General features: G+C 43.9%; 22 protein-coding genes. All 22 read left to right on the forward strand.

The genetic code is table 11. From position 1 onward, the window contains the following. Positions 1 to 164 precede the first annotated feature (164 nt). The 22 genes from greA (at position 165) to DWX57_RS03275 (ending at position 24,338) form a co-directional block, all read left to right on the forward strand. Positions 165 to 662 (forward strand): transcription elongation factor GreA, encoded by a 498-nt coding sequence (gene greA, locus DWX57_RS03170; RefSeq protein ID WP_015534956.1) that lies wholly within the window; start codon positions 165 to 167, stop codon positions 660 to 662. A 9-nt stretch (positions 663 to 671) separates the two neighbouring features. Next, complete coding sequence (locus DWX57_RS03175; RefSeq protein WP_022216444.1) at positions 672 to 1,211, forward strand: anti-sigma factor family protein; 540 nt, start codon at positions 672 to 674, stop codon at positions 1,209 to 1,211. Between the two features lie 42 nt (positions 1,212 to 1,253). After that, positions 1,254 to 3,899 (forward strand): DNA polymerase I, encoded by a 2,646-nt coding sequence (gene polA / locus DWX57_RS03180; RefSeq protein WP_120123026.1) that lies wholly within the window; start codon positions 1,254 to 1,256, stop codon positions 3,897 to 3,899. Position 3,900: 1 nt separating this feature from the next. Further along, positions 3,901 to 4,494, forward strand: coding sequence for a dephospho-CoA kinase (gene coaE, locus DWX57_RS03185; RefSeq protein WP_117548947.1), 594 nt, complete (start codon positions 3,901 to 3,903; stop codon positions 4,492 to 4,494). Positions 4,495 to 4,626: 132 nt separating this feature from the next. After that, a complete protein-coding gene (pta, locus tag DWX57_RS03190; protein ID WP_055222666.1) occupies positions 4,627 to 5,658 on the forward strand; it encodes a phosphate acetyltransferase in 1,032 nt (343 codons plus the stop codon). 57 nt (positions 5,659 to 5,715) lie between these two features. Next, the gene (locus DWX57_RS03195) at positions 5,716 to 6,909 is read left to right on the forward strand and encodes an acetate/propionate family kinase (protein WP_118016537.1); all 1,194 of its coding nucleotides are present in this window, start codon (positions 5,716 to 5,718) and stop codon (positions 6,907 to 6,909) included. Between the two features lie 118 nt (positions 6,910 to 7,027). After that, on the forward strand, positions 7,028 to 7,543 hold the full coding sequence (locus DWX57_RS03200) for a YceD family protein (RefSeq protein ID WP_117548949.1): 516 nt from the start codon (positions 7,028 to 7,030) through the stop codon (positions 7,541 to 7,543). A gap of 13 nt (positions 7,544 to 7,556) precedes the next feature. Continuing rightward, on the forward strand, positions 7,557 to 7,739 hold the full coding sequence (gene rpmF / locus DWX57_RS03205) for a 50S ribosomal protein L32 (RefSeq protein ID WP_004850916.1): 183 nt from the start codon (positions 7,557 to 7,559) through the stop codon (positions 7,737 to 7,739). A gap of 229 nt (positions 7,740 to 7,968) precedes the next feature. Further along, on the forward strand, positions 7,969 to 8,979 hold the full coding sequence (gene plsX / locus DWX57_RS03210) for a phosphate acyltransferase PlsX (RefSeq protein ID WP_118649149.1): 1,011 nt from the start codon (positions 7,969 to 7,971) through the stop codon (positions 8,977 to 8,979). Next, positions 8,979 to 9,668: a ribonuclease III gene (gene rnc / locus DWX57_RS03215; RefSeq protein WP_117548951.1), complete on the forward strand. Its 690-nt coding sequence runs from the start codon at positions 8,979 to 8,981 to the stop codon at positions 9,666 to 9,668. Before plsX ends, rnc begins: the two co-directional genes overlap by 1 nt. A gap of 3 nt (positions 9,669 to 9,671) precedes the next feature. Further along, complete coding sequence (gene smc, locus DWX57_RS03220; protein WP_118757751.1) at positions 9,672 to 13,229, forward strand: chromosome segregation protein SMC; 3,558 nt, start codon at positions 9,672 to 9,674, stop codon at positions 13,227 to 13,229. Between the two features lie 30 nt (positions 13,230 to 13,259). Continuing rightward, positions 13,260 to 14,237, forward strand: a complete 978-nt coding sequence (gene ftsY / locus DWX57_RS03225; protein ID WP_022216450.1) for a signal recognition particle-docking protein FtsY — start codon at positions 13,260 to 13,262, stop codon at positions 14,235 to 14,237. A gap of 107 nt (positions 14,238 to 14,344) precedes the next feature. Beyond that, positions 14,345 to 15,589, forward strand: a complete 1,245-nt coding sequence (gene ilvA / locus DWX57_RS03230; RefSeq protein WP_119999599.1) for a threonine ammonia-lyase — start codon at positions 14,345 to 14,347, stop codon at positions 15,587 to 15,589. 15 nt (positions 15,590 to 15,604) lie between these two features. Continuing rightward, a complete protein-coding gene (locus tag DWX57_RS03235; protein ID WP_120123147.1) occupies positions 15,605 to 17,044 on the forward strand; it encodes an ASKHA domain-containing protein in 1,440 nt (479 codons plus the stop codon). Continuing rightward, on the forward strand, positions 17,041 to 17,838 hold the full coding sequence (locus DWX57_RS03240; RefSeq protein ID WP_015534947.1) for an MBL fold metallo-hydrolase: 798 nt from the start codon (positions 17,041 to 17,043) through the stop codon (positions 17,836 to 17,838). The genes DWX57_RS03235 and DWX57_RS03240 overlap by 4 nt, the downstream gene beginning before the upstream one ends. A 73-nt stretch (positions 17,839 to 17,911) precedes the next feature. Then, positions 17,912 to 18,184 (forward strand): ACT domain-containing protein, encoded by a 273-nt coding sequence (locus tag DWX57_RS03245; protein WP_015534945.1) that lies wholly within the window; start codon positions 17,912 to 17,914, stop codon positions 18,182 to 18,184. 36 nt (positions 18,185 to 18,220) lie between these two features. Beyond that, positions 18,221 to 19,585, forward strand: a complete 1,365-nt coding sequence (locus DWX57_RS03250) for a PFL family protein (RefSeq protein ID WP_022216453.1) — start codon at positions 18,221 to 18,223, stop codon at positions 19,583 to 19,585. 169 nt (positions 19,586 to 19,754) lie between these two features. Next, on the forward strand, positions 19,755 to 21,623 hold the full coding sequence (locus DWX57_RS03255) for a TIGR03960 family B12-binding radical SAM protein (RefSeq protein WP_120123027.1): 1,869 nt from the start codon (positions 19,755 to 19,757) through the stop codon (positions 21,621 to 21,623). Continuing rightward, positions 21,598 to 22,305 (forward strand): TIGR03936 family radical SAM-associated protein, encoded by a 708-nt coding sequence (locus DWX57_RS03260; protein ID WP_242859136.1) that lies wholly within the window; start codon positions 21,598 to 21,600, stop codon positions 22,303 to 22,305. Before DWX57_RS03255 ends, DWX57_RS03260 begins: the two co-directional genes overlap by 26 nt. 46 nt (positions 22,306 to 22,351) lie before the next feature. After that, positions 22,352 to 23,518 (forward strand): ribonuclease E/G, encoded by a 1,167-nt coding sequence (locus DWX57_RS03265; RefSeq protein WP_120123028.1) that lies wholly within the window; start codon positions 22,352 to 22,354, stop codon positions 23,516 to 23,518. 156 nt (positions 23,519 to 23,674) lie between these two features. Beyond that, positions 23,675 to 23,983, forward strand: a complete 309-nt coding sequence (gene rplU, locus DWX57_RS03270) for a 50S ribosomal protein L21 (protein ID WP_004850943.1) — start codon at positions 23,675 to 23,677, stop codon at positions 23,981 to 23,983. A 28-nt stretch (positions 23,984 to 24,011) separates the two neighbouring features. Then, entirely contained in the window at positions 24,012 to 24,338 is a 327-nt protein-coding gene (locus DWX57_RS03275; protein WP_015534943.1) for a ribosomal-processing cysteine protease Prp, read from the forward strand. The last annotated feature ends 4 nt before the right edge of the window (positions 24,339 to 24,342 follow it).

Consider the following 24,342-nt stretch of genomic DNA (forward strand, 5'->3'; position numbering starts at 1 on the left):
AATTACTGCATGCAGTGGTTGCCGGGTATTTTTTATGAGGGCCGTATCCGCACTGGATACAGGCAGCCGCCATGATAACCAGTGCAGCAACACCTCATTTTACTTTGAATGGATTTTGTGATAGTATATATAAAGTATTGCGTTAGATTTGGAGGCGTATCGATATGGGTAAGCAGCTTACAAAAAAAGACATCGAAAAGATGGAACAGGAGATCGAATATAGAAAATGTGTAGTCAGGAAGGAGAAGCTTGAAGCCGTAAAGGAGGCCAGAGCTCAGGGGGATCTCAGTGAGAATTTCGAATATTATGCAGCAAAGAAAGACAAGAATGCCAATGAGCGAAGGATCAGATATCTGGACAGGCTTGTCAGGACTGCAGATATAATAGATGATACTTCAGCAGACGATGAGGTTGGAATTGATAACACGGTAACCGTTTATTTTGAGGATGACGACGAGGAGGAAACATACAGAGTTGTCACAAGCGTTCGTGCTGATGTGCTTGACGGAAGGGTGAGCAACGTATCACCTATAGGCAGGGCGATCATGGGACACAAGGTTGGCGACAGAGTCCAGGTCGTTCCAGAGAAGGGTGAACCGTATTATCTGGTCATAAGAAAGATTGAAAACACACAGGATGATGGATCATTTGAGATTAACTAGGTGGATCATATGAATTGTTTGGAAGCACAGTCAAAGATAATGGCGTTTATTGAGAATAAACTCCCTGACGATGAACTCAGAGAGTTTATTAAGCATGTCAGATCATGCAAAAACTGCTATGAAGAGCTGGATATCTATTACACGCTTATAGTTGGTATGAAACAACTGGACGAGTCTGATAACATATCTACAGATTTTAAGAATGCCCTGGATAAGCATCTTGAGGAAGAGATGAACAGACTTACCACGGTAAAGAGAATAGCAAATTCTACGATACTGGTCGGAATTGCAGCCGTTGTTGCCGGACTTATATGGCTGTACAGCGGTGCTCTTGACAAGGTCTACAACTATGAACAGAATTCCAAACTCAGTGAGCAACCTGAATACTATTATGCTGAATTCTTTGGCTCAAGACTTTTGGACGATTCCCGCTATGATCTCAGTGATATCGACAGATATTACGAAGAACAAAACAAAGTCAGGGATGAAAGTACGGAATTTATGCAGAATATCAAAAAATATAATGCAAATCATAAGGGTATCGAATAGTCAGAATACTCTATGGCGAGCGGTAAATAAGAGGAGGTTTTCATGCCAGATAGAGGTAAAAAGATATTGATAATAGATGGACACAGCATACTTAACAGAGCTTTTTACGGGCTTCCGGATCTCACCAACTATGAGGGACTTCACACGAATGCTGTCCTCGGTTTTCTTAATATTATATTCAGGATAATCGACGAAGAGAATCCGACAAATGTATGCGTGGCATTTGACGTTAAACAGCCTACATTCAGACATCTTGTGTACAAAGAGTATAAGGGCACAAGAAAGCCTATGCCGGATGAACTGCGGGAGCAGGTACCACTCATAAAAGAAGTCTTGACAGCGATGAACGTCACCATAGTTGAGAAGGGTGGGTATGAGGCTGATGACATTATAGGAACATTGTCAAGAGTTGCAGATTCTGCCGGATACAAAGTCGTGATAGTATCGGGTGACAGGGATCTTCTGCAGCTTGCAACAGACAATATCCTCGTCCGTATTCCGAAGACAAAAGCAGGTGGAACCACGATAGAGAACTATTACGCAGATGATGTGAAGGATCTCTACGGAGTTACACCAGTCCAGTTTATAGATATGAAGGGACTTATGGGAGATACGTCAGATAACATCCCAGGGGTTCCCGGAATAGGCGAGAAGACCGCATCCAAGATCATTCAGCAGTGGGGATCTGTGGCCGGAGCTCTTGAACATATAGACGAGATCAAACCTCCTAAAGCCCAGAAAAATCTTGCGGAGTTCTCAGAACAGGCAATAATGTCCAGGGAGCTTGCAGCGATCAAGCTTGACTGTGAACTGGATTTCAAGCTTGAGGATACCACATATGAGAACGCGTTTAATGACAGTTCATACAACATTTTCAAAAGGCTGGAATTCAAGAGTCTCTTAAAGAAGTTTGACAACAAGCAGACCGTAAGTGAACTGAAACCGGATATAACAGTGGTAAATTCTACAGCCGACTTTGCTTATATTGAGGATGCTGCAAAGAAATCAGAAGCTGTCGGTGTATACGTTGCCCACAGTGATGACATGATGTTCGGCATAGCCATTGCCTGTGATTCAAAGAATGTGTATGTGATAAACTGTTCATCGGGTATAGATCCTGATGAGGCAGTCAAATTCATATACGATCTGAAGAATGCCGGAATCATCATATGCATGGAGGATCTTAAGAGCGCGCTGAAATATGTAGATTTTCATGAATGTGATACAAATGTACTTGATATAGGAGTGGCAGCATATCTCCTCAATCCGATGGAGGATTCATACGATTATGATGATGTCGCAAAGGAATATCTTGGCAACATACTTCCTTCTGAGAAGGAACTCATCGGCAAAGATGAATTGAATATATTTACATTTATAAGTGATAATTTCCTTGAAGTATTTTCGTACAAGGCGGTCGTTCCGCTCCTTGCAAAGGATATCGTCATGGATAAGCTTGCCAAAGAAGGCATGCTTGAATTGTACAATAAGGTTGAGCTCCCTACTGTTTACACCTTATACGACATGGAAAAACGCGGAATAAGAGTCGATAAGGCAGAGCTTGAGGAATACAGCAAAAAGCTTGAGAAGAGGATTCAGGAGCTTCACGATTCGATAATCGGTTACGCAGGAAAAGAGTTCAATATCAATTCTCCGAAGCAGCTTGGACCTATCCTTTTTGAAGATATGGGCATACCGGGCGGCAAAAAGACCAAGACGGGCTACTCAACAAGTGTGGATGTACTTGAAAAGGTCAAAAACGAACATCCTATCATCGGAGATATTCTGGAATACAGACAGCTCACAAAACTCAATTCCACATACGCAGTGGGACTTGTGAACTATATATCGGATGACGGACGTATTCACGGAACCTTTAACCAGACTATCACGGCAACCGGAAGAATAAGCTCAACAGAGCCTAACCTTCAGAATATACCTATGAAGCTGGAACTCGGAAGACTTATCAGAAAGGCATTTATCCCTAAGGAGGGATATATATTTGTAGATGCCGATTACTCACAGGTAGAGCTCCGTGTACTTGCCCATCTGTCGGGAGATGAGGTTATGAAGAACGCTTTCCTTAACAACGTGGACATACACGCCACAACCGCATCCGAAGTGTTTGAGGTTCCTATCGATGAGGTTACATCTCTTCAGAGACGGCATGCAAAGGCTGTCAACTTCGGAATCGTGTACGGAATCAGCGCATTTGGTCTGAGTGAGGATTTGGGTATATCTAGAAAGGAGGCTTCAGATTTCATTGCAAAGTATTACGACACCTATAAGAGTATAAAAGCGTATTTGGATGAACAGGTAGCCCACGCAAAGGAAAAAGGCTATGTGACGACCATGTTCGGAAGGATCAGGCCTATCCCTGAGCTGAAGTCATCCAACTTTATGCAGAGGAGTTTTGGCGAGAGGGTTGCCATGAATTCGCCTATACAGGGAACCGCTGCGGACATAATCAAGATCGCCATGGTGAGAGTTAACATGAAGCTCAAGGAGCTCGGACTGAAGTCACAGCTTATCCTGCAGATACACGATGAGCTTCTTATAGAGGCTGCCGAGGATGAAGTGGACATAGTGAAGAAGCTTCTCGTTGATGAGATGATGCATGCCGCAGATATGACCGTACCTCTTGAGGTGGGCGTTGCATCAGGAAATAACTGGTATGAGGCAAAATAATATGAAAATCATAGGAATAACTGGTGGTATCGGTTCTGGAAAAACCGCTGTGCTTGATATAATGCAGCGAGACTACGGAGCATTCATTATGGAGGCCGATGCCCTGGCTCACAGACTCATGGAACCGGGACAGATATCATACAATGACATAGTGGAACACTTTGGAAGAGATATTCTTGATGAAGACAGCAGGATCGACAGAGCAAAACTTTCAGCGGTCGTTTTCAGCGATCAGAAGCAGCTCGATATCCTCAATTCCATAACCCACCCAAATGTAAAAAAGGCCATTCTTGAATCCATGGAGGAGCAGAAAAAGTCAGGATGCAGACTATACGTTCTTGAAGCTGCACTGCTTATCCAGGATGGGTATTTGGACATCTGCGATGAGATGTGGTATGTCTATGCAGACGTTTCAAAACGAATTGAACGTTTGTGCGCTTATCGCGGGTTTACCGATGAAAAAGCAAGAAAAGTCATCGCTTCGCAGGAGCCTGACAGCTATTATGAGGAAAATTGTTCAAAAAAGATAGACAATTCAGGCAATTTAGAAAAATTGAGAAACCAGCTTAAGCTGGCGATGGGAATTGAGTGTTAGATTTTTTTAGTTATTATCACGGATTGTACGGATAAAAAGACAATTTTTTTGGCTATTTCTATTGAGAATAATGGGGCAATGAGTTAAACTTTAACTATGTGTGTTTTCATTATTTCAAAGGGGGAAATAAACATGAAGTTTATTGATCAGTTAAAAGAAAAAGCCAAACAGAATAAGAAAACGATCGTACTGCCTGAGACATCAGACATGAGAACAATCGAGGCAGCCGGCAAGGTATTGGCAGAGGGCATTGCGAACATTATCCTGGTTGGAGACAAGGAAGATATCATGAGCAGAGCTGGTGATATCGATCTCAGCGGAGCATCATTTGTTGACCCTAAGAATTATGAGAAATTTGATGAATACGTGGATGCTTTTGTAGAGATGAGAAGAAAGAAGGGCATGACCGAGGCAAGAGCCAAGGAACTGCTTTTAACAAACCCATTATATTTTGGATGTATGATGGTTAAGCAGGATGATGCAGACGGTATGGTTGCCGGTGCGATCAACGCATCAGCAGATGTGCTCCGTGCAGCACTTCAGACACTGAAGACTGCTCCGGGAACAAGAATCGTATCAGCATTCTTCCTGGTTGTAGTTCCAGATTGTCAGTATGGTGCCAACGGAACATTTGTATTTGCAGATGCAGGACTCAATCAGAGCCCGTCAGCGTCAGAGCTTGCAGATATCGCAGAGCAGTCAGCGAAGTCATTTGAACTTCTGGTTGATGAGACACCTGTTGTGGCTATGCTGTCACATTCAACAAAGGGAAGCGCAAAGCATCCTGACGTTGACAAGGTTATTGAAGCTACAGAGATCGTTAACGCTGAGTTCCCTGACCTTCTGTGTGATGGTGAGCTTCAGTCAGATGCAGCACTCGTTCCTGAGGTTGCAGCATCAAAGGCACCTGGAAGCAAGGTTGCAGGACATGCGAATGTTCTTGTGTTCCCTGATCTTGATGCAGCGAACATCGGATACAAGCTTGTACAGAGACTCGCAAAGGCTGATGCATATGGTCCTGTTACACAGGGTATTGCAAAGCCTGTAAACGACCTGTCAAGAGGCTGTGTTGCAGACGATATAGTTGGAGTTGTTGCCATAACAGCTATCCAGGCTCAGGCTCAGGAGGACGGCAGAATGAAGGTAACTCCAAAAGAGAGATAGTAAAAGATAATTTTTAAAGATGATTTATTTACACATAAGTTGTGCAGGAGGATTGAAATGAAGGTTCTTGTAATTAATTGTGGTAGTTCATCACTGAAGTATCAGCTTATTGATTCTGATACAGAGGCTGTTATAGCAAAAGGACTGTGTGAGAGGATCGGTATCGACGGAAAGCTCACACATCAGACCATGGGTAAAGATAAGTATACAGTGGATGCCGCTATGCCGGATCACAATGCTGCTGTAAAATTTGTTCTTGACGCTCTTCTTGATACAGATAAGGGAGCTATCGCTTCACTGTCAGAGATCGACGCTGTTGGACACAGAATAGTTCACGGCGGTGAGAAGTTTGCGAATTCAGTAGTTATAACAGACGAAGTAATGGCGGCCATAGAAGAGTGTAATGATCTTGCACCACTTCACAACCCTGCCAACCTCATTGGAATCAGAGCATGTCAGGCACATATGCCGGGTGTTCCTATGGTTGCGGTATTTGATACAGCATTCCACCAGACCATGCCTGATAAAGCATATACATATGCAATACCTTACGAATATTACGAGAATTATAAGATAAGAAGATACGGTTTCCACGGAACAAGCCACAGCTTTGTATCCAAGAGACTGGCAGAGCTCATAGGCAAAGATATCAAAGATACCAAGCTTATCGTATGTCACCTTGGAAACGGATCAAGTATCACTGCGGTTGACGGCGGTAAGTCAGTGGACACTTCCATGGGACTCACACCTCTTGCAGGTCTTCCTATGGGAACAAGAAGCGGTGATATAGATCCTGCGATTCTTGAGTTCATTGCCGGCAAAGAGGGCAAGAGCGTTGAGGAGATAACAACTATTCTTAATAAGAAGTCAGGTGTATCAGGACTTTCAGGCGTATCAAGTGATTTCAGAGATCTTGACGCCGGCATGAAGGAAGGCAATGACAGATGCCGTCTTGCTCTCGATGTATTCTGCTACAGTGTCAAGAAATATATTGGAGCATATGCAGCCGCAATGGGAGGTCTTGATGCGATAGCGTTTACGGCAGGAATCGGAGAGAACAATCCATATGTAAGAAGAGTTTCAACAATGGATCTTTCATTCATGGGTATCGATATAGATGAGACTAAGAACGAGATCCGCGGCGAAGAGCAGAAGATCTCCACTGACGCTTCAAAGGTTCAGGTATGGGTAGTTCCTACAAACGAAGAGCTTGCCATTGCAAGAGAGACTGTAGAGCTTGTTACAAAATAAGTCTTCTGTATAACGACAGGATTCAGTTGACGGAATTGTATAAAAATTTTGCAATATTTTGTTGACAATAAATATCTGTATATGTATAATAGCAGATGTGCGATTTTTAGGAGATATTATGTTAATTGATTTATCTGAGATTTTATCCACTGAGGGATTGACTAAAAGCGTTGAAGTACATGTAGACTTTGATAATTTCCAGTTTAAGGGAATGGACTACCGGATTGGACAGGCAGATGATTTTCAACTGAATCTGTCGAATGACGGCAAGAACAGAGTCAAGGTTACCGGAAGCACTGATGTTGTCATGGAGCTTGTGTGTGACAGATGTCTGGAGGAGTTTGAGAGAACTTTCCATATAGATATCGACACAGTTATTGATACTTCCGTTTTGGATTCTGATAAGGTAGATGAGATAGATGAGTTAAGCTATTTTGAAGACTGTAATATCGATATGGACGCACTGTTGAAAAAGGAACTGATGGGTTTAGTTCCAATACAGATTCTGTGCAGGGATGACTGCAAGGGACTCTGTAAGGTGTGTGGAACGAATCTGAATCATGGTACATGTAACTGTGATGATTTTGTTCCTGATCCGAGATTATCAGTTTTTAATGACATCTTAAAGAATTGAGGAGGTGTGAATAATGTCAATTTGTCCAAAGAATAAGAGCTCAAAGGCTAGAAGAGATAAGAGAAGAGCTAACTGGAAGATGTCTGCACCAGCATTAGTTAAGTGCAGCAAGTGTGGCGAGTTAATGGTTCCACACAGAGTTTGTAAGAACTGCGGTTCATACAACAAGAAAGAGATTATCTCAGTTGCTGAGTAATTTCCAGTTCTCACTCGGTATTTGAGTAGTAGAATAAACAAGACCTTTCTTATTTTTATAATAAGGAAGGTCTTTTTTCGTGCACATATATACATAGCGGTTTGTATATTTGTACTGAAATATTTGACTTTGACAATTCAGAAATATATAATGACCTTGTGCGTTTGCACCTAAAAATAATTATATGGTGGGATATCCCATAATACACGTAAGATAGGAGAGTTTTGATATGGGCGATACAAGAATTGTAGTAGATGCTATGGGCGGAGATTATGCACCGGAGTGGATCATAAGAGGTGCTGTAGAAGCTGTGAACGAAGGGGCAAAGGCTCATATAATTCTCACTGGAAAAGAGGCTGTCATAAAGGGTGAGCTTGCAAAATACACATATGACACCTCCAAGATAGAGATAAAGAACTGTACTGAGGAGATCACATGTCACGATGCACCTGTTCAGGCAATCAGAAGCAAGAAAGACTCATCACTTACAGTTGGAATGAATATGGTGAAAAGCGGTGATGCAGATGCGATAATATCTGCGGGAAGCTCAGGAGCCATACTTGCAGGAGGTCAGCTAATAGTTGGAAGATCTAAAGGTGTTAAGAGATCACCACTTGCGCCTCTCATCCCAACAACAAAAGGATACTCCCTGCTCATAGACTGTGGTGCGAATGTTGATGCAAGACCTGAGCATCTTGTTCAGTTTGCTAAGATGGGCACTGTATATATGGAGAACATAGAGAAGATCAAAAAACCTAGAGTAGCCATTGTGAATATCGGCGACGAGGAAGAGAAGGGCAACGCTCTCGTAAAGGAGACATACCCGCTTCTTAAGGAATGTAAGGATATCAACTTTATCGGAAGTATAGAGGCTCGTGAGATACCAAACGGTGCTGCAGATGTAATTGTCTGTGAAGCATTTGTGGGAAATGTAATATTAAAGCTTTATGAGGGGCTTGCAAAAATGCTTCTTGGAGAGATAAAGAAGGCGGTCATGTCCTCATTCAAATCCAAGATCGGAGGCGCACTGATAAAAGGTTCACTCGGCGAGCTCAAGGAGAGATTTAATGCCAAGACTAAGGGTGGCGCACCGCTCCTCGGTCTCAAGGGTCTTGTTGTCAAAATCCACGGCAATTCACATAACGAAGAAGTTAAAAGTGCAATATTCCAGTGTATCAGTTTCAGCGAGACCGGTGTAAATGCCAAGATAGCTGATAAGCTGAGTGAGGAGCAGGCATAATGAAGAAGGATTATGGTGAGCTTGAAAAAAGAATAGGATACGAATTCAAGGATATAAGACTTCTGATAACGGCTCTGACACACACGTCATTTGCAAATGAGCTTAAGGTTAATAAAACTGAGTCATATGAGAGACTTGAGTTTCTCGGGGATGCCATCCTTGAGTATATTGTGAGTGACTATCTCTTCCACAAGAAGAGAGAATATGAGGAGGGAAAACTCACAAAGCTGAGGGCAAGTCTCGTATGCGAATTTACTCTTTCACAGATATCCGAGAGTCTTGGATATGGCAAATTTGTCCTTCTTAGCAAGGGTGAAGCCCAGACAGGCGGAAGAACAAGGAAATCCATTCTGTGTGATCTCTTTGAATCCGTTCTCGGTGCGATGTATCTTGATGGCGGAATGGATGTCGCCAAGAAGTTTGTCCATCAGTTCCTGCTGGATGACGTTGAGACAAAATCATTGTTCTACGATGCAAAGTCAACCCTTCAGGAATTCTGCCAGAAGAATGGAAAAGAATTAAAGTATGAGCTCATAGAGGAGAAGGGGCCTGAACATAACAAGATATTTGTATCGGATGCCATGATAGATGGCCAGGCTACAGCCAGAGGTGAGGGTTCAAACAGAAAAAACTCCGAACAGATGGCTGCATACAAAACATTGTTACAATTAAGAAAAAAGCAGGATTAATTTATGTATTTAAAGAGTATAGAGGTAAATGGCTTCAAGTCATTTGCAAACAAGATAGTATTCAAATTCAATCACGGAATAACCTGTATCGTTGGACCTAATGGTTCGGGTAAGAGCAATGTAGCGGATGCAGTGAGATGGGTTCTGGGTGAACAGAGTGCCAAGAGTCTCCGTGGTTCCAAGATGGAGGATGTCATTTTCTCGGGAACACAGCTCAGAAAGCCGCAGGGCTCCGCATATGTTGCCATAACTCTTGACAACAGCGATCACAGCCTTCCTATAGATTATAATGAAGTCACAGTTGCAAGACGAGTATACAGATCAGGAGAGTCTGAATATCTGATTAACGGTACTGTCAGCAGACTGAAGGATGTATATTCTCTCTTCTTTGACACTGGTATCGGTAAGGAGGGTTATTCAATCATCGGACAGGGCCAGATCGAGAAGATCCTCAATGGTAAACCTGAGGAGAGACGAGAGCTTTTTGACGAGGCTGCCGGAATCGTAAAGTTCAAGAAGAACAAGGCTGCTGCGGAGAAATCACTTGAAGCAGAGAGGGACAATCTCAGCCGTGTCAACGACATTCTCAAGGAGCTTGAAAAACAGGTCGGACCACTCAAGGAGCAGTCTGAGACCGCAAGGAAATACCTGGCATTTAAAAATGAATTAAAAAAACTCGATGTGAATGCATTCCTTCTCGAGACAGAGAAACTTAAAACAGCTCTCGAGGAAGATCAGAACAGGCTCACTATCGTAAACGATGATATAGATGAGAGCAAGCAGGCGTATGAACAGACAAAGGAAGAATACGACCAGATAGAGACTGCTATAGAGCAGCTCAATTCCATAATTGAGTCATCTAAAAACGAGATTCATGAGAACAGGCTTGCAAAAGAGCGTGCTGAAGGTGAGATAAATGTTATCAACCAGCAGATAATCACACTCAAAATGAACGATCAGAACATACATGATCAGATAGACCGAATCAACAGTCAGATCGAGTCCGGCGAGAAAGAACTCACAGATTACACATCCCAGAAAGATGAACTGGATGACTCTATCTCAGAAGTTGAACAGGCACTTAAAACAGCCCAGAAGGAAAGCTCCGACATGACCTCCTACATAGAGGCCTGCCAGCAGGAGATTGAGAGCTGCAAGGCTGACATCATAGAATATATGCATGAGAGCGGTAATCTCCAGGCAAAGGTCGGAAGATATGACGCCATGCTGGAGAATATCAACTTTAGAAAGACACAGCTCAACCAGAGACTTCTGCAGTTTAAGAGCGACGATGCCGAGGACAAGAAGGACTATGAGTCACTGTCATCACAGCTTGCCGAACTTGAGGCGGGAGCAAAGGTCATTCTCGCGGGATTGGACAGTGCAACCGATCAGCTTGCCCAGAATCAGAATAGAAACAAAACTAACCGTGAGCTGATCCACAACACCAACGAGAAGCTTTCGGCAACAGAGTCCAAGATGGAGGCTCTCAGAAATATAACTGAGAGATACGACGGATACGGCAACAGTATCAGACGAGTCATGGAACAGAAGCAGTGGAATCCGGGTATAATAGGCGTTGTTGCGGACATAATCACGGTAAATCAGAAGTACGAGGTCGCTGTGGAGACTGCCCTTGGCGGAAGTATACAGAACATTGTCACTGAGGACGATGCCACTGCCAAGAGAATGATCTCATATCTGAAGACCAACAGACTCGGACGTGCAACATTTCTTCCGCTTAACACCATAACAGACCGCGGTTCCGTCAGAAATGATGTGCTCAGGGAAAAAGGAGTCATAGGAGTTGCATCAGATCTTGTTGAGGTCGATTCCAAATTCAACACGCTGGTAAAGAACCTTTTAGGCAGGATCATAGTTGTCGACAATATCGATAATGCCCTGGCGGTAGCGCGTAAGAACAATCAGTCGCTCAGACTTGTCACCATAGAGGGAGAACTGATAAATCCGGGCGGATCAATGACCGGAGGTGCATTCAGGAATTCCAGTAACCTTCTCGGAAGGAAGAGGGAGCTGGATGAACTCAAGGAGCAGATCGATAACCTGAAATCAACAGCGTCAAAGGCTGCGGCTCTCGACGCACAACTTAAGACTTCAAGAGATCAGCTCAGACAGGATATAGACAAATACAACTCCGAACTGCAGCAGGCATATCTGAAAAAGAATACTCTGACCATGAGTATTGAACAGGTCAAAGAAAAGCTTGCCGAATCTGAAAGAGTATTTGTCTCGATTGAGAAAGAGGTAGCAGAGCTCAATAATCAGATAACGGAGATAAACAACAATAAGAATTCTCTTGCCGACAACAACAAAAAGCATGAAGCCATGAGGCTTGAAGCTGAGGCAAGAGTGGAAGAACTTGAGGGACAGGGACAGGAGAACAAGGATAAGCTCACCGCTGCAAACGCAAGGGTATCTGAGCTTATGATTAAGTTTAATTCCGTCAAGCAGAAAGAGGACTTCATTGTAGAAAATATCCGAAGAATAAATATGGATATCGAAAAATACAAGGAAGAACTTGAGGGCTTTACAAGCCGCGTGGAGTCATCATTCAGTGAGATCACAGAGCTGGAAGACAGGATAGCTGCTATAAAGACAGATATCGCAAGCAGAACCGGAAGTATCGCTGACAACGAGGACAAGGTAAACGAATTCTCAGTCAAGAGAGAGGAATTACAGCAGAGCCACAAGGAATTCTTTGCCAGACGAGAAGAACTTTCCGAAAAGATTGCAGGACTCGAGAAGGACTCATACAAGCTCACATCGATAATCGAGAAGAACACTGAGAAAGCAGACGAACTCAGCAACTATATGTGGGAGGAGTATGAGCTTACATACAGCAGTGCCCAGGAACTCAAGGACGATAATCTTCCTGAACTGCCGGCACTAAAGAAGGAGATCGTTGCAGTAAAGGCCAAGATCAAATCCCTTGGAGATGTCAACGTCAATGCCATAGATGACTACAAGGAAGTCTCTGAGAGATACGAATTTCTCAAGGGACAGCATGACGATATAGTCAGTGCGGAGACCAACCTTGTAAATATCATTGCGGAGCTTGAAAAATCAATGCAGGAGCAGTTTGCCGAGAAGTTCAAGGAGATACAGGTCATGTTCGACAAGGTATTCAAGGAGCTGTTCGGTGGTGGACGTGGTGCACTTGAGCTGGTTGATACCGAGGATCTTCTTGAAACAGGTATCAGGATCATAGCACAGCCACCTGGAAAGAAGCTCCAGAATATGATGCAGTTGTCAGGTGGAGAGAAGTCCCTCACCGCCATAGCACTGTTATTTGCAATTCAGAGTCTGAAGCCATCACCTTTCTGTCTGCTGGACGAGATAGAGGCGGCTCTTGACGACTCGAACGTAAGAAGATTTGCACAGTATCTCAACAGGCTTACAAAGGATACGCAGTTCATAGTTATATCACACAGAAAGGGAACCATGGAGGCTGCTGATATCCTATACGGTATAACCATGCAGGAGAAGGGTGTATCTACCCTCGTATCAGTCAACCTTATTGAGAACGATCTGGATAAATAACAATAGAAGATATTAAACAGGAGGTATGTCATGGCAGAGGAAAAAGAGAAAAAAGGATTTTTTGCGAGACTTAAGGCAGGTCTTGCAAAGACAAGAGATAATATAGTAGAAAGCTTTACAGATGTATTCGGTGCATCCCATATAGATGATGATTTCTATGAGAATCTTGAAGAGACATTTATCATGGCTGATATGGGATATGAGACGACTGAGAAGGTTATAGAGGGACTTAAGCAGAAGGTTGAGGATTCACACATCAAAGAACCTGCTGCCTGCAAGGAACTTGTGATCAATATAATCAAGAACCAGATGTCTGTGGACGATTCAGCGTACGACTTCGAGAATAAGAAGTCCGTTGTGCTGGTCATCGGGGTAAATGGTGTCGGCAAGACAACGACCATCGGAAAGCTTGCTGCCCAGTACCGCCAGAGAGGCAAGAAGGTTCTCATGGCTGCTGCCGATACATTCAGAGCTGCCGCCATAGATCAGTTAAAGACCTGGGCTGACAGGGCACAGGTTGATATAATTTCACACAATGAGGGCGCTGATCCCGCTGCAGTTGTATACGACGCAGTGGCTGCCGCCAAGGCAAGAGATACGGATATCCTTCTCGTTGATACAGCGGGAAGACTTCACAACAAGAAGAATCTCATGGACGAGCTTGCAAAGATGAGAAGGATCATCACAAGGGATTATCCGGAGGCAAATGTTGAGGCGCTCATAGTTCTGGACGGAACAACAGGTCAGAATGCCCTTGAACAGGCAAGACAGTTCAGCAATGTAACTGAGCTTGACGGTATAGTTATCACCAAGCTTGACGGAACTGCCAAGGGTGGTATTGCGATAGCGATCCAGGCAGAGCTTGACGTACCGGTCAAGTTTATCGGAGTTGGTGAGAAGATCGGTGATCTCCAGAGATTTGACCCTCAGGAATATGTCAACGCATTGTTCGCAGATTTTGACGAGGACAGATCCGAGATCGATATGCTCATCGGCGATGACATGTAATACTACGGCATATATAATGATCATATGTATGTATGTCAATGTACTTATATCTGTGCACAACCATATATGATTTTCAAAAGGATTTTTACATAAGGAGACATTAACAAATGGCAGAACAGAACACAACAGACAAACTGACACTTGCGAAATTTGAGGAGGCCTACGACATTGTACATAAGGTGGTTCTCCCTACAAAGCTCATATACAGTGACTATTTCAGTGGGATAACAGGCAACAAGGTATACTTCAAACCTGAGAACCTTCAGAAGACCGGTGCATACAAGATCAGGGGTGCATATTACAAGATAAGCACTCTTTCAGATGAAGAGAGACAGAAGGGACTGATAACAGCTTCTGCTGGAAATCATGCCCAGGGTGTGGCATATGCTGCAAAAGCATATGGAGTAAAGGCGACCATCGTTATGCCTTCATCTACACCTCTCATCAAGGTTAACAGAACTAAGGCATACGGCGCAGAGGTTATACTGTATGGAGACGTATATGATGAATCATGTGCATACGCTCTTGAGCTTGCAGAGGACAAGGGTTATACATTCATTCATCCGTTCGATGATCTCGATGTTGCCACAGGACAGGGCTCGGTTGCTATGGAGATCATAAAGGAGCTTCCTTTCGTTGACTATATCCTTGTTCCTATCGGAGGTGGCGGTCTGGCAACAGGTGTGTCCACACTTGCCAAGATGATGAATCCGAACATCAAGGTCATAGGTGTTGAGCCTGCCGGAGCAAACTGTATGCAGGCATCACTGAAGAACAAGAAGGTTACAACACTTCCATATGTCGACACCATTGCAGATGGAACTGCAGTAAAGACACCGGGAAGCAAGATTTTCCCATATATACAGAAGAACATAGATGATATTATAACTGTAGAGGATAACGAACTCATCGTTTCATTCCTCGATATGCTTGAGAACCACAAGCTTCTTGTTGAGAATTCAGGCCTTCTCACAGTGGCAGCACTTAAGCATCTCGATGTAAAGGGTGCCAAGGTCGTAAGCATACTGTCGGGCGGCAATATGGATATGATAACATTTGCCTCACTTGTACAGCACGGACTTATCGCAAGAAGCAGGATCTTCACAGTTTCAACACTTCTTCCTGACAAGCCGGGTGCACTCATGAACATTTCAAAGGTTATCGCTGATCTCCAGGGAAATGTTATCAAGCTTGAGCACAACCAGTTCGTATCCATCAACAGGAATTCAGCAGTTGAGCTTGTTATCACTATGGAGGCATTTGGCCCTGAGCACAAGCAGCTCATCATCAACACACTTGCTGATAAGGGCTACAAGCCAAAGGAAGTCATGACAAAGGGAATATACAATTAATTGTAGTTGATATCGATGATTAACGATGAACTCACTTTAACCGTAAATGACAACAAAATAATCGCCTGCAGACGCGGTGACAATCTGTTCAAGGTGCTGTGCAGCGCCGGATATGTGTTCAGTGGAAACTGCGGAGGTCTTGGAAGGTGTCAGAGATGTCTGGTGGATGTAAAAGGTGCGGGCACGGTAAAAAGCTGTACCTACACTATCACTGATAACATACAGATAACCATAGGTGAGGATAACATGTCAGTCCTTGCTTCGTACAAGGGTGCTGATGAATCCAACAACGTATATAATGGCGATGGTTGTGGTATAGGCATAGCTATAGATTTAGGCACCACCACCATCGCCATAGAACAGATAGATATGTCTGATGGAAGTGTCACGGACAGATGTGGATTTATGAATCCGCAAATTGAATATGGCAGCGATGTCATATCAAGGATCCGAACAGGCTCCACAGAAGATGGTCTGGCAAAGCTCAGAAGCTCAGTAGTCACAAGGATTTCCTCAGAGTTGGCCGGAATGGGGGATGCCCCTGCAGATATATCAAGGATAATTATTTCCGGAAACACCACCATGAATGCAATACTTGAGCGGCTGCTTCTGGACAATCTCGGGCATGCACCATTTGAGATCAGGAATCCTGACAGTATAACAGTATCAGGGAAGGATTTCTTTGATGATGATAGATTTTGCAGTGCGGAAGTCACATGTCTTCCTAATCTCAGCGCATTTGTTGGAGCTGACGCATTGTGCGGTGCAGTCGTCTGTAACATTGACAGGTCTGACAAATATCAGTTGTTTGCAGATCTCGGAACAAACGGAGAACTCATACTTGCAAAGCAGGGCATCGGTTATGCCACCTCATGTGCATGTGGTCCGGCATTTGAGGGAATGCTGAGGAGAGGTGTTGCAGCTCCAACCACAGCCTTTGATCTGCTGAACAGACTTAATTTGCTACACATAGTGAATGACGATGGAGTCCTGGTTGATCAGTATATAGACGGAGGCTACAGACTTGCGGGTGGAGTGACAATTGACATGGATATGATCAGAAGCTTTCTCCTTGCAAAGGCAGCCATATGTGCAGGGATAGAATCCCTCATGGATATGGCGGGGATAACGGCAGAGGACGTATCACGTGTATATCTGGCAGGAGGCTTCGGGTGCAGTCTTAATATATCAAGTGCGGTAAGCCTTGGACTTTTTCCGGACAGTTTTCAGGGAAAATCAGAATTTGCAGGAAATACATCCCTGCACGGAGCACATAAGTGCTTGATTGATAAGAGTTTTATTGATAGAATATATGCGTTTAAAGAGACCCTGACTGCTGTGAATCTCGGTGAGCTTGAGGGCTTTGACAGAAGATATTACAGTCATATGGATCTCAGACCATGGACCGCACAGTCACATGGTACAAATAAATTACAACAGAAGAGTAGATTATGAAATTACTAAGTATAGCAAGCGGTAGCAGCGGTAACTGCTATTACGTCGGCAATAGCGATACCCATCTTCTTGTGGATGTAGGCATAAGCTGCAAGAGGGTTGAAAACGCTCTTAAGGATGAGGGAATAAAGCCGTCTGAACTCGATGGTGTTCTTGTAACGCATGAGCATATAGATCATGTGAAGGGCATAGGTGTTCTGGCAAGAAAGCACGGTGTTCCTATATATGCCACTGCAGGAACCATAGCTGAGATGAAGAAGATGACCTCCCTTGGCAGTATCGATGAGGGACTGTTTCATGAGATTCGTCCTGATGAAAAGATACTAATAAAGGATATAACCGTTGATCCGTCATCCATCTGGCATGACGCAGCGGATCCGGTATGCTACAGCCTATATGGAGATGGCAAAAAAGTGTCCATAGCGACTGATATGGGCAATTATAATGATTATATTGTAGATAAGCTTGACAACTCAGATATAATGGTAGTTGAGGCCAATCATGATGTCAGAATGCTTGAGGCAGGACCATATCCTTATTATCTCAAGAGACGAATCCTTGGCAACTATGGTCATCTGTCCAACGAATTGTCAGGGCAGCTCATATACAGACTTCTGAATGACCATGTGAAGGGTATCCTTCTGGGACATCTGAGCAAGGAGAACAATTTTGAAGAGTTGGCATACGAGACAGTCAAGCTGGAGCTTGAAAACAATTCATACGCCAACGATGTAAGGGAATTTGGGCTGGCAGTAGCCAGAAGAGACATGCCTATGGCTGCCATAGAGGCATAGGCTGATTTTTAGGAGTGAATAAAGATGGGTTCTGTATGTACAGGCTCCATCATCAACAAGGAGGATAAATGAAATGAAAAAGAGAATCATAACTGTAGTAGGTAAGGACAGCGTGGGAATCACAGCTAAGGTATGTGTATATCTGGCAAACAACCAGATCAATATACTTGACATATCACAGACTATAGTTGCAGGGTACTTCAACATGATGATGGTGGTTGATACACAGGAGTCATCCAAATCAACAGAGCTCATCGCATCAGAGCTCGGACAGATCGGAGAAGAGATTGGAGTACAGATAAAGGTACAGCACGAGAAGATCTTTGAGACAATGCACAGAATCTAATAATATACAGTCTGACAGACAGAAAAGAGGATATACATGATTAGCATAAATGAAGTAATCGAGACCAATAAGATGATCTCAGACATGAATCTGGATGTTCGTACCATCACAATGGGAATCAGTCTTTTGGATTGTGTAGGTACAGATGTGGATGATACATGTACAAAGATATATAACAAGATAACAACATATGCCAAGGATCTTGTATCAACAGGTCAGGAGATATCAAGAAGATATGGTATACCAATCGTCAACAAGAGAGTTTCTGTAACACCTATAGCACTGGTTGGTGGTTCCGTATGTAAGACCACCGGAGATTTTGTAAAGATCGCAAAGGCTCTTGACAAGGCTGCAGACACCATAGGAGTCAACTTCATCGGAGGATATTCAGCGCTTGTAAATAAGGGCATGACTCCTGCTGATGAGCTTCTTATCCGTTCAATTCCTGAAGCACTCTCAAGCACAGGAAAGGTGTGCAGCTCCATAAATGTAGGTTCAACCAAAACCGGTATAGATATGGATGCAGTCAAGATTCTCGGAGAGATGATCAAAGACACTGCCGAGCTCACCAAGGAAGCAGATTCCATCGGTTGTGCAAAGCTTGTAGTATTCTGTAACGCACCTGATGACAACCCATTTATGGCCGGTGCATTCCACGGTGTTACCGAGGGAGACTGTGTCATCAATGTCGGAGTCAGCGGCCCTGGTGTTGTAAAGAAAGCCCTTGAGAAGGTAAGAGGAGAAAACTTTGAGGAACTCTGCGAGACCATCAAGAAGACAGCTTTCAAGGTAACCAGAGTTGGACAGCTCGTTGCAAAAGAGGCATCCAAGATGCTCGGCGTACCATTTGGTATAGTTGACCTGTCACTTGCCCCTACTCCTGCAGTCGGAGACAGTGTAGGTGAGATTCTCGAGGAGATCGGTCTTGAATACGCCGGAGCTCCTGGTACAACAGCAGCACTTGCGCTCCTCAACGATCAGGTTAAGAAGGGTGGAGTTATGGCTTCATCATACGTCGGAGGACTCTCCGGTGCATTCATCCCTGTATCTGAGGACCAGAGAATGATCGATGCAGTTTCCGCAGGAGCATTAACTCTTGAGAAACTTGAGGCCATGACATGTGTATGTTCAGTAGGTCTTGATATGATAGCAATTCCTGGTGATACATCACCTGCAACCATATCAGGAATTATCGCTGATGAGATGGCTCTTGGTATGATCAACCAGAAGACAACCGCTGTAAGACTTATCCCTGTTATCGGTAAGACAGTTGGAGATCAGGCTGAATTTGGCGGACTTCTCGGATACGCACCTATCATGCCTGTCAACAGATTTGCATGTGATAAGTTTGTCAACAGAGGTGGACGTATTCCAGCCCCTATCCATAGTTTCAAAAACTAATATTGGATAATGCGGTATAGGATCACAGTTCCTGATACGATATAGATATATAGAGGATGCGCACTGAATACGGAAATTCCGTGCGCATCTCTTTTGCTGTAATTGAATATTTCCATTTGGAGATATCAGATAATATGATCACAAGAAAATTATTTAAGGATATTATTTTATGAGAAGATTAGCTTTACCGGATGAAATACTGATGAAGGTTGAAAAGCCCGCCAGATATATAGGCGGAGAATACAACAGTGTTATGAAGGACAAGGACAAGGTTGATGTGCGTTTCTGCATGTGTTTTCCTGATGTATACGAGATAGGTATGTCCCATCTCGGAATTCAGATACTGTACGATATGTTCAACAGGAGAGAGGACACATGGTGTGAAAGAGTTTATTCGCCATGGCCTGATCTGGACGCGGAGATGAGAGAACATGACATCCCTCTGTTCGCGCTGGAATCCCAGGATCCTATAAAGGATTTTGATTTCCTTGGAATAACACTCCAGTACGAGATGTGTTACACCAATATTCTTCAGGTGCTTGATCTGGCTGGAATCCCACTCCGTACAAGAGACAGAAAAAAGGGAGACACACTTGTTATAGGCGGAGGCCCATGCTCATACAATCCTGAGCCTATAGCAGACTTCTTTGACATATTCTATATGGGTGAGGGCGAAGTATCATATGATGCACTTCTGGAGCTTTACAAGGTGTATAAGCACTCTGATATGACCAGGGAAGAATTTCTCATAAAGGTGTCCAACATTCCGGGATTATACGTTCCTGAGCTCTATGAAGTCACATACAAGGAAGATGGCACGATAGCTTTATTTGCTCCTAGATTTGAAGATGTGCCTGCCACGATAACCAAGACGGTTGTCATGGATCACAGCAAAGTCACATACCCTGAGAAGCCTGTTGTGTCATTCATGAAGCTCACTCAGGACAGAGTTGTTCTTGAGATCATGCGCGGATGTATAAGAGGCTGCAGATTCTGCCAGGCTGGAATGATATACAGACCAACCAGACCTAAGGATGTCAATCTGTTAAAGGGCTATGCTGAGAAAATGCTGGCAAGTACAGGACACGAGGAGATAACCTTCAGCAGTCTGTCGTCGAGTGATTACGAGGAGCTTCCGGAACTCACAGACTGCCTGATCGAGAAGATGGACAATGAGCATGTAAATATCTCTCTGCCATCGCTCCGTATAGACGCCTTTTCTCTGGATGTCATGAGCAAGATCCAGGATGTGAAGAAGAGTTCACTTACATTTGCCCCTGAGGCAGGAACGCAGAGACTCAGAAATGTTATAAACAAGGGTCTCACAAAGGAGAACATAATGGATGGTGCCCTGAAGGCCTTCAAAGGCGGCTGGGATAAGGTGAAGCTGTACTTCATGATGGGCCTTCCTACTGAGACATATGACGATATTGCCGGGATTGCAGACCTGTCGGAGGAGATCACTGAGCTTTTCTTTGCAAATATCCCAAGAGAAGAACGAAATGGACGTGTCATGGTCACCGCATCGGCATCATATTTTGTGCCAAAGCCATTTACTCCGTTCCAGTGGGCTCCGATGATAAGGCCTGAGGAATTTGTCAAGCGTGCATACTTTGTGAAGGACAGATTCCGCGCAGAGAAGAACCATAAGAGTCTTAAGTTCCAGTACCACGAAGCAGATATCACCATACTTGAGGGACTGCTTGCTCGAGGCGACAGGAAGCTCTGCGATGTAATATATGATGTCTATAAGGCCGGTCAGATATTTGACGCATGGACAGAGTTCTTCAAAAAAGAAAACTGGGACAACGCCATGGCAAAGCACGGTCTGGATATAGATTTCTACACATACAGGGACAGAAGTGTTGATGAGATACTTCCATGGGATTTCATTGATATAGGAGTCACAAGAAAGTTCCTTGAGAGAGAGTGGGAGAACGCCCAGAACGAAAAGGTAACCCCTAACTGCAGACAGCAGTGTTCCGGCTGTGGTGCCGCAAGATTTGGAGGAGGTGTATGTTTTGAAAATAAGAATTAAATACTCCAAGCTCGGTAACCTCAGATTTATAGGACACCTTGACGTTATGAGATATTTCCAGAAGGAGATAAGACGTGCCGGTCTGGATGTGAGCTATTCCAAGGGATATTCGCCTCACCAGATCATCTCGTTTGCCGCTCCGCTGGCCATGGGAATCACTTCTGATGGCGAATACTTTGACGGAGAATTTGAATCCGTTACAACATCCAGAGAGATGATCGACGCATTGAATGCCGTATCGGTTGATGAGATGAAGGTCACTGAGTGTGTACTTCTTCCCGATGATGCAAAGAACTCCATGTCAGTTGTGTCAGCATCGGACTATGTCATCTCATTCCTTGACAAAGCAGGAACTGAAGAACGGCATAATATACTGGACAGTGTGGAATCCTTCATGTCGCAGGATCAGATCGTCATTCTGAAAAAAACAAAGAAGAGCGAACGCGAGGAGAATATAAAACCTGGTATCATGACCTGCGAGCTGAGGGACGATCAGATATATATGCTGCTGTCAACCGGAAGTGAATACAACCTCAAGCCGGAGCTCGTCATGCAGGCTCTCTGCGCGTATGCGGGTGTCAGTCACAACCAGTTCCATTATCATATTCACAGACTGGAGACGTACATGGATGGCCCTGATGGCAATATAATACCTCTATACAAGGCCGGTTCACCATTCTAAGAGTCTGCCTGACCGTATATTTGAAAGATTATAAGGGGAATATCACATGAGAAAGCTGGTAGTTACACACTACGACAACAAAATATTACAGGCTGTTATACAGGATGGCAAAGTCACAGATCTTAACCTGTCAGAGGGCAGTACAGTCCTCGGCAATATCTATGTGGGCAAGGTGGCCAACATCGTAAACAATATAAATGCCTGCTTCGTGGATTACGGTGACAGACTTCCCTGCTACTACAGTCTGGATGACAATGATATTATATACGCCGATGGCAGGGAGCACACAAAGCTCAGGATCGGCGATGAGATAGTCGTTCAGATCAGCCGTGACGCAGTCAAGACCAAGAACCCTGTTGGTTCATCGGAGCTCACCCTCCGCGGGGATTACTGTGTGGTCCACACCGGGGAACAGATCGGTGTATCGAACAAGATAAGCAGCAGAAAGCTCCGGGACGAGCTTAAGGACATCGCGCGAAATACCCTCCCGGCGGGTATAGGTTGTATCATTAGGACAAATGCTGTGGATGCGGACCCTGAACTCATAAAACGTGAACTGAATGAGCTGGGCGGTCGTCTCACGCAGATCCTGAAGGCCGCAGCAACCAGAAAATGCTTTTCCTGTCTGTACCGGAATCCACCGGAATATATAGAAAACATAACTTTCATGGGAAGTAATAAGCTAGATTCACTGGTAACCGATGATGAAGAAATATTCCACGTATTTGAGGATTACATAGAGAAAAAACAGCCTGGAACAATAGACTTAACGCTTCATACCGATACAGCATGTCCGCTTACGGCAATCTACAATCTCAATAAAGAAGTGGAGGGAGCTCTAAAGGAGAGAGTATGGCTTAAGTCAGGTGCCTACCTTATAATCCAGCAGACTGAGGCCATGGTAGTTGTGGATGTGAATACAGGCAAGGCTATATCAGGCAGAGATATGGAACAGCACATGCTGAAGGTCAACACCGAGGCTGCCATCGAAACCTGCCGTCAGTTAAGACTCCGCAATCTGTCAGGGATAGTAGTCATAGACTTTATAAACATGAAGAATCCCGATGATATTCTCAGGATACGTGATACCCTGATAAGAGAGCTGGCAGACGATCCTGTACCAGCCAAATTCGTAGATATCACCAAGCTTGGACTTATAGAGCTGACCAGAAAGAAGTTAAAGAGACCGCTTCACGAAATGGTTAAGCTTTGATGAAAATAAATCAAAAAATATTGTAAAAATATATCAGAAAATTATTGACAAATAATCATCTCAATGGTAGATTATATGAGTATGCCGCACAGTTAGGTATAAGTGTGTCAACAGACACCACCAAAACTGGCGAGTTTGATTAAGGAGGTATTAACCATGTACGCAATTATAGCAACAGGCGGTAAGCAGTACAAGGTAGCTGAAGGAGACGTGATCAAGGTTGAGAAGCTCGCAGCAGAGGCTGGAAGCGAAGTAACATTTGATGATGTTATCTTAGTAAGCACTGATTCAGACGTTAAGTGTGGAGATGCAGTTGCTAATGCATCTGTAACAGCATCAGTAGTTGGTGAAGGCAAGTCTAAGAAAGTTATTGTTTACAAGTACAAGAGAAAGACTGGCTATCACAAGAAGAATGGTCACAGACAGTCATATACTAAGGTTGAGATCAAGAAGATCAACGCTTAATTGGTATTGATTGTATCGATTATAAGACATGATTGATGTAGTTATTTATCAGAACAGCAATTCGGAATATATAGGATTTAAGACAGATGGACATGCGGAATATGATGATCCTGGACAAGATATCGTCTGTAGCGCAGTTTCAGCGATCACGATAACCATCCTGAACTCTGTTGAGAAGCTTTCAGATGTGAATTTCACACTTGACTGCGATCAGGAGAGCGGACATATGGATTTCATATTCACAGAGGAGCCGGATATCAAGGCACAGACTTTGATGCAGGCGCTTGTGATCGGTATATCCGGAATCGAAGAATCCTATGGCGATTATATTTGTATGACCTTTAAGGAGGTGTAATTGA

Source organism: Coprococcus sp. AF19-8AC, from assembly GCF_003603115.1.
Taxonomy (GTDB): domain Bacteria; phylum Bacillota; class Clostridia; order Lachnospirales; family Lachnospiraceae; genus Coprococcus; species Coprococcus aceti.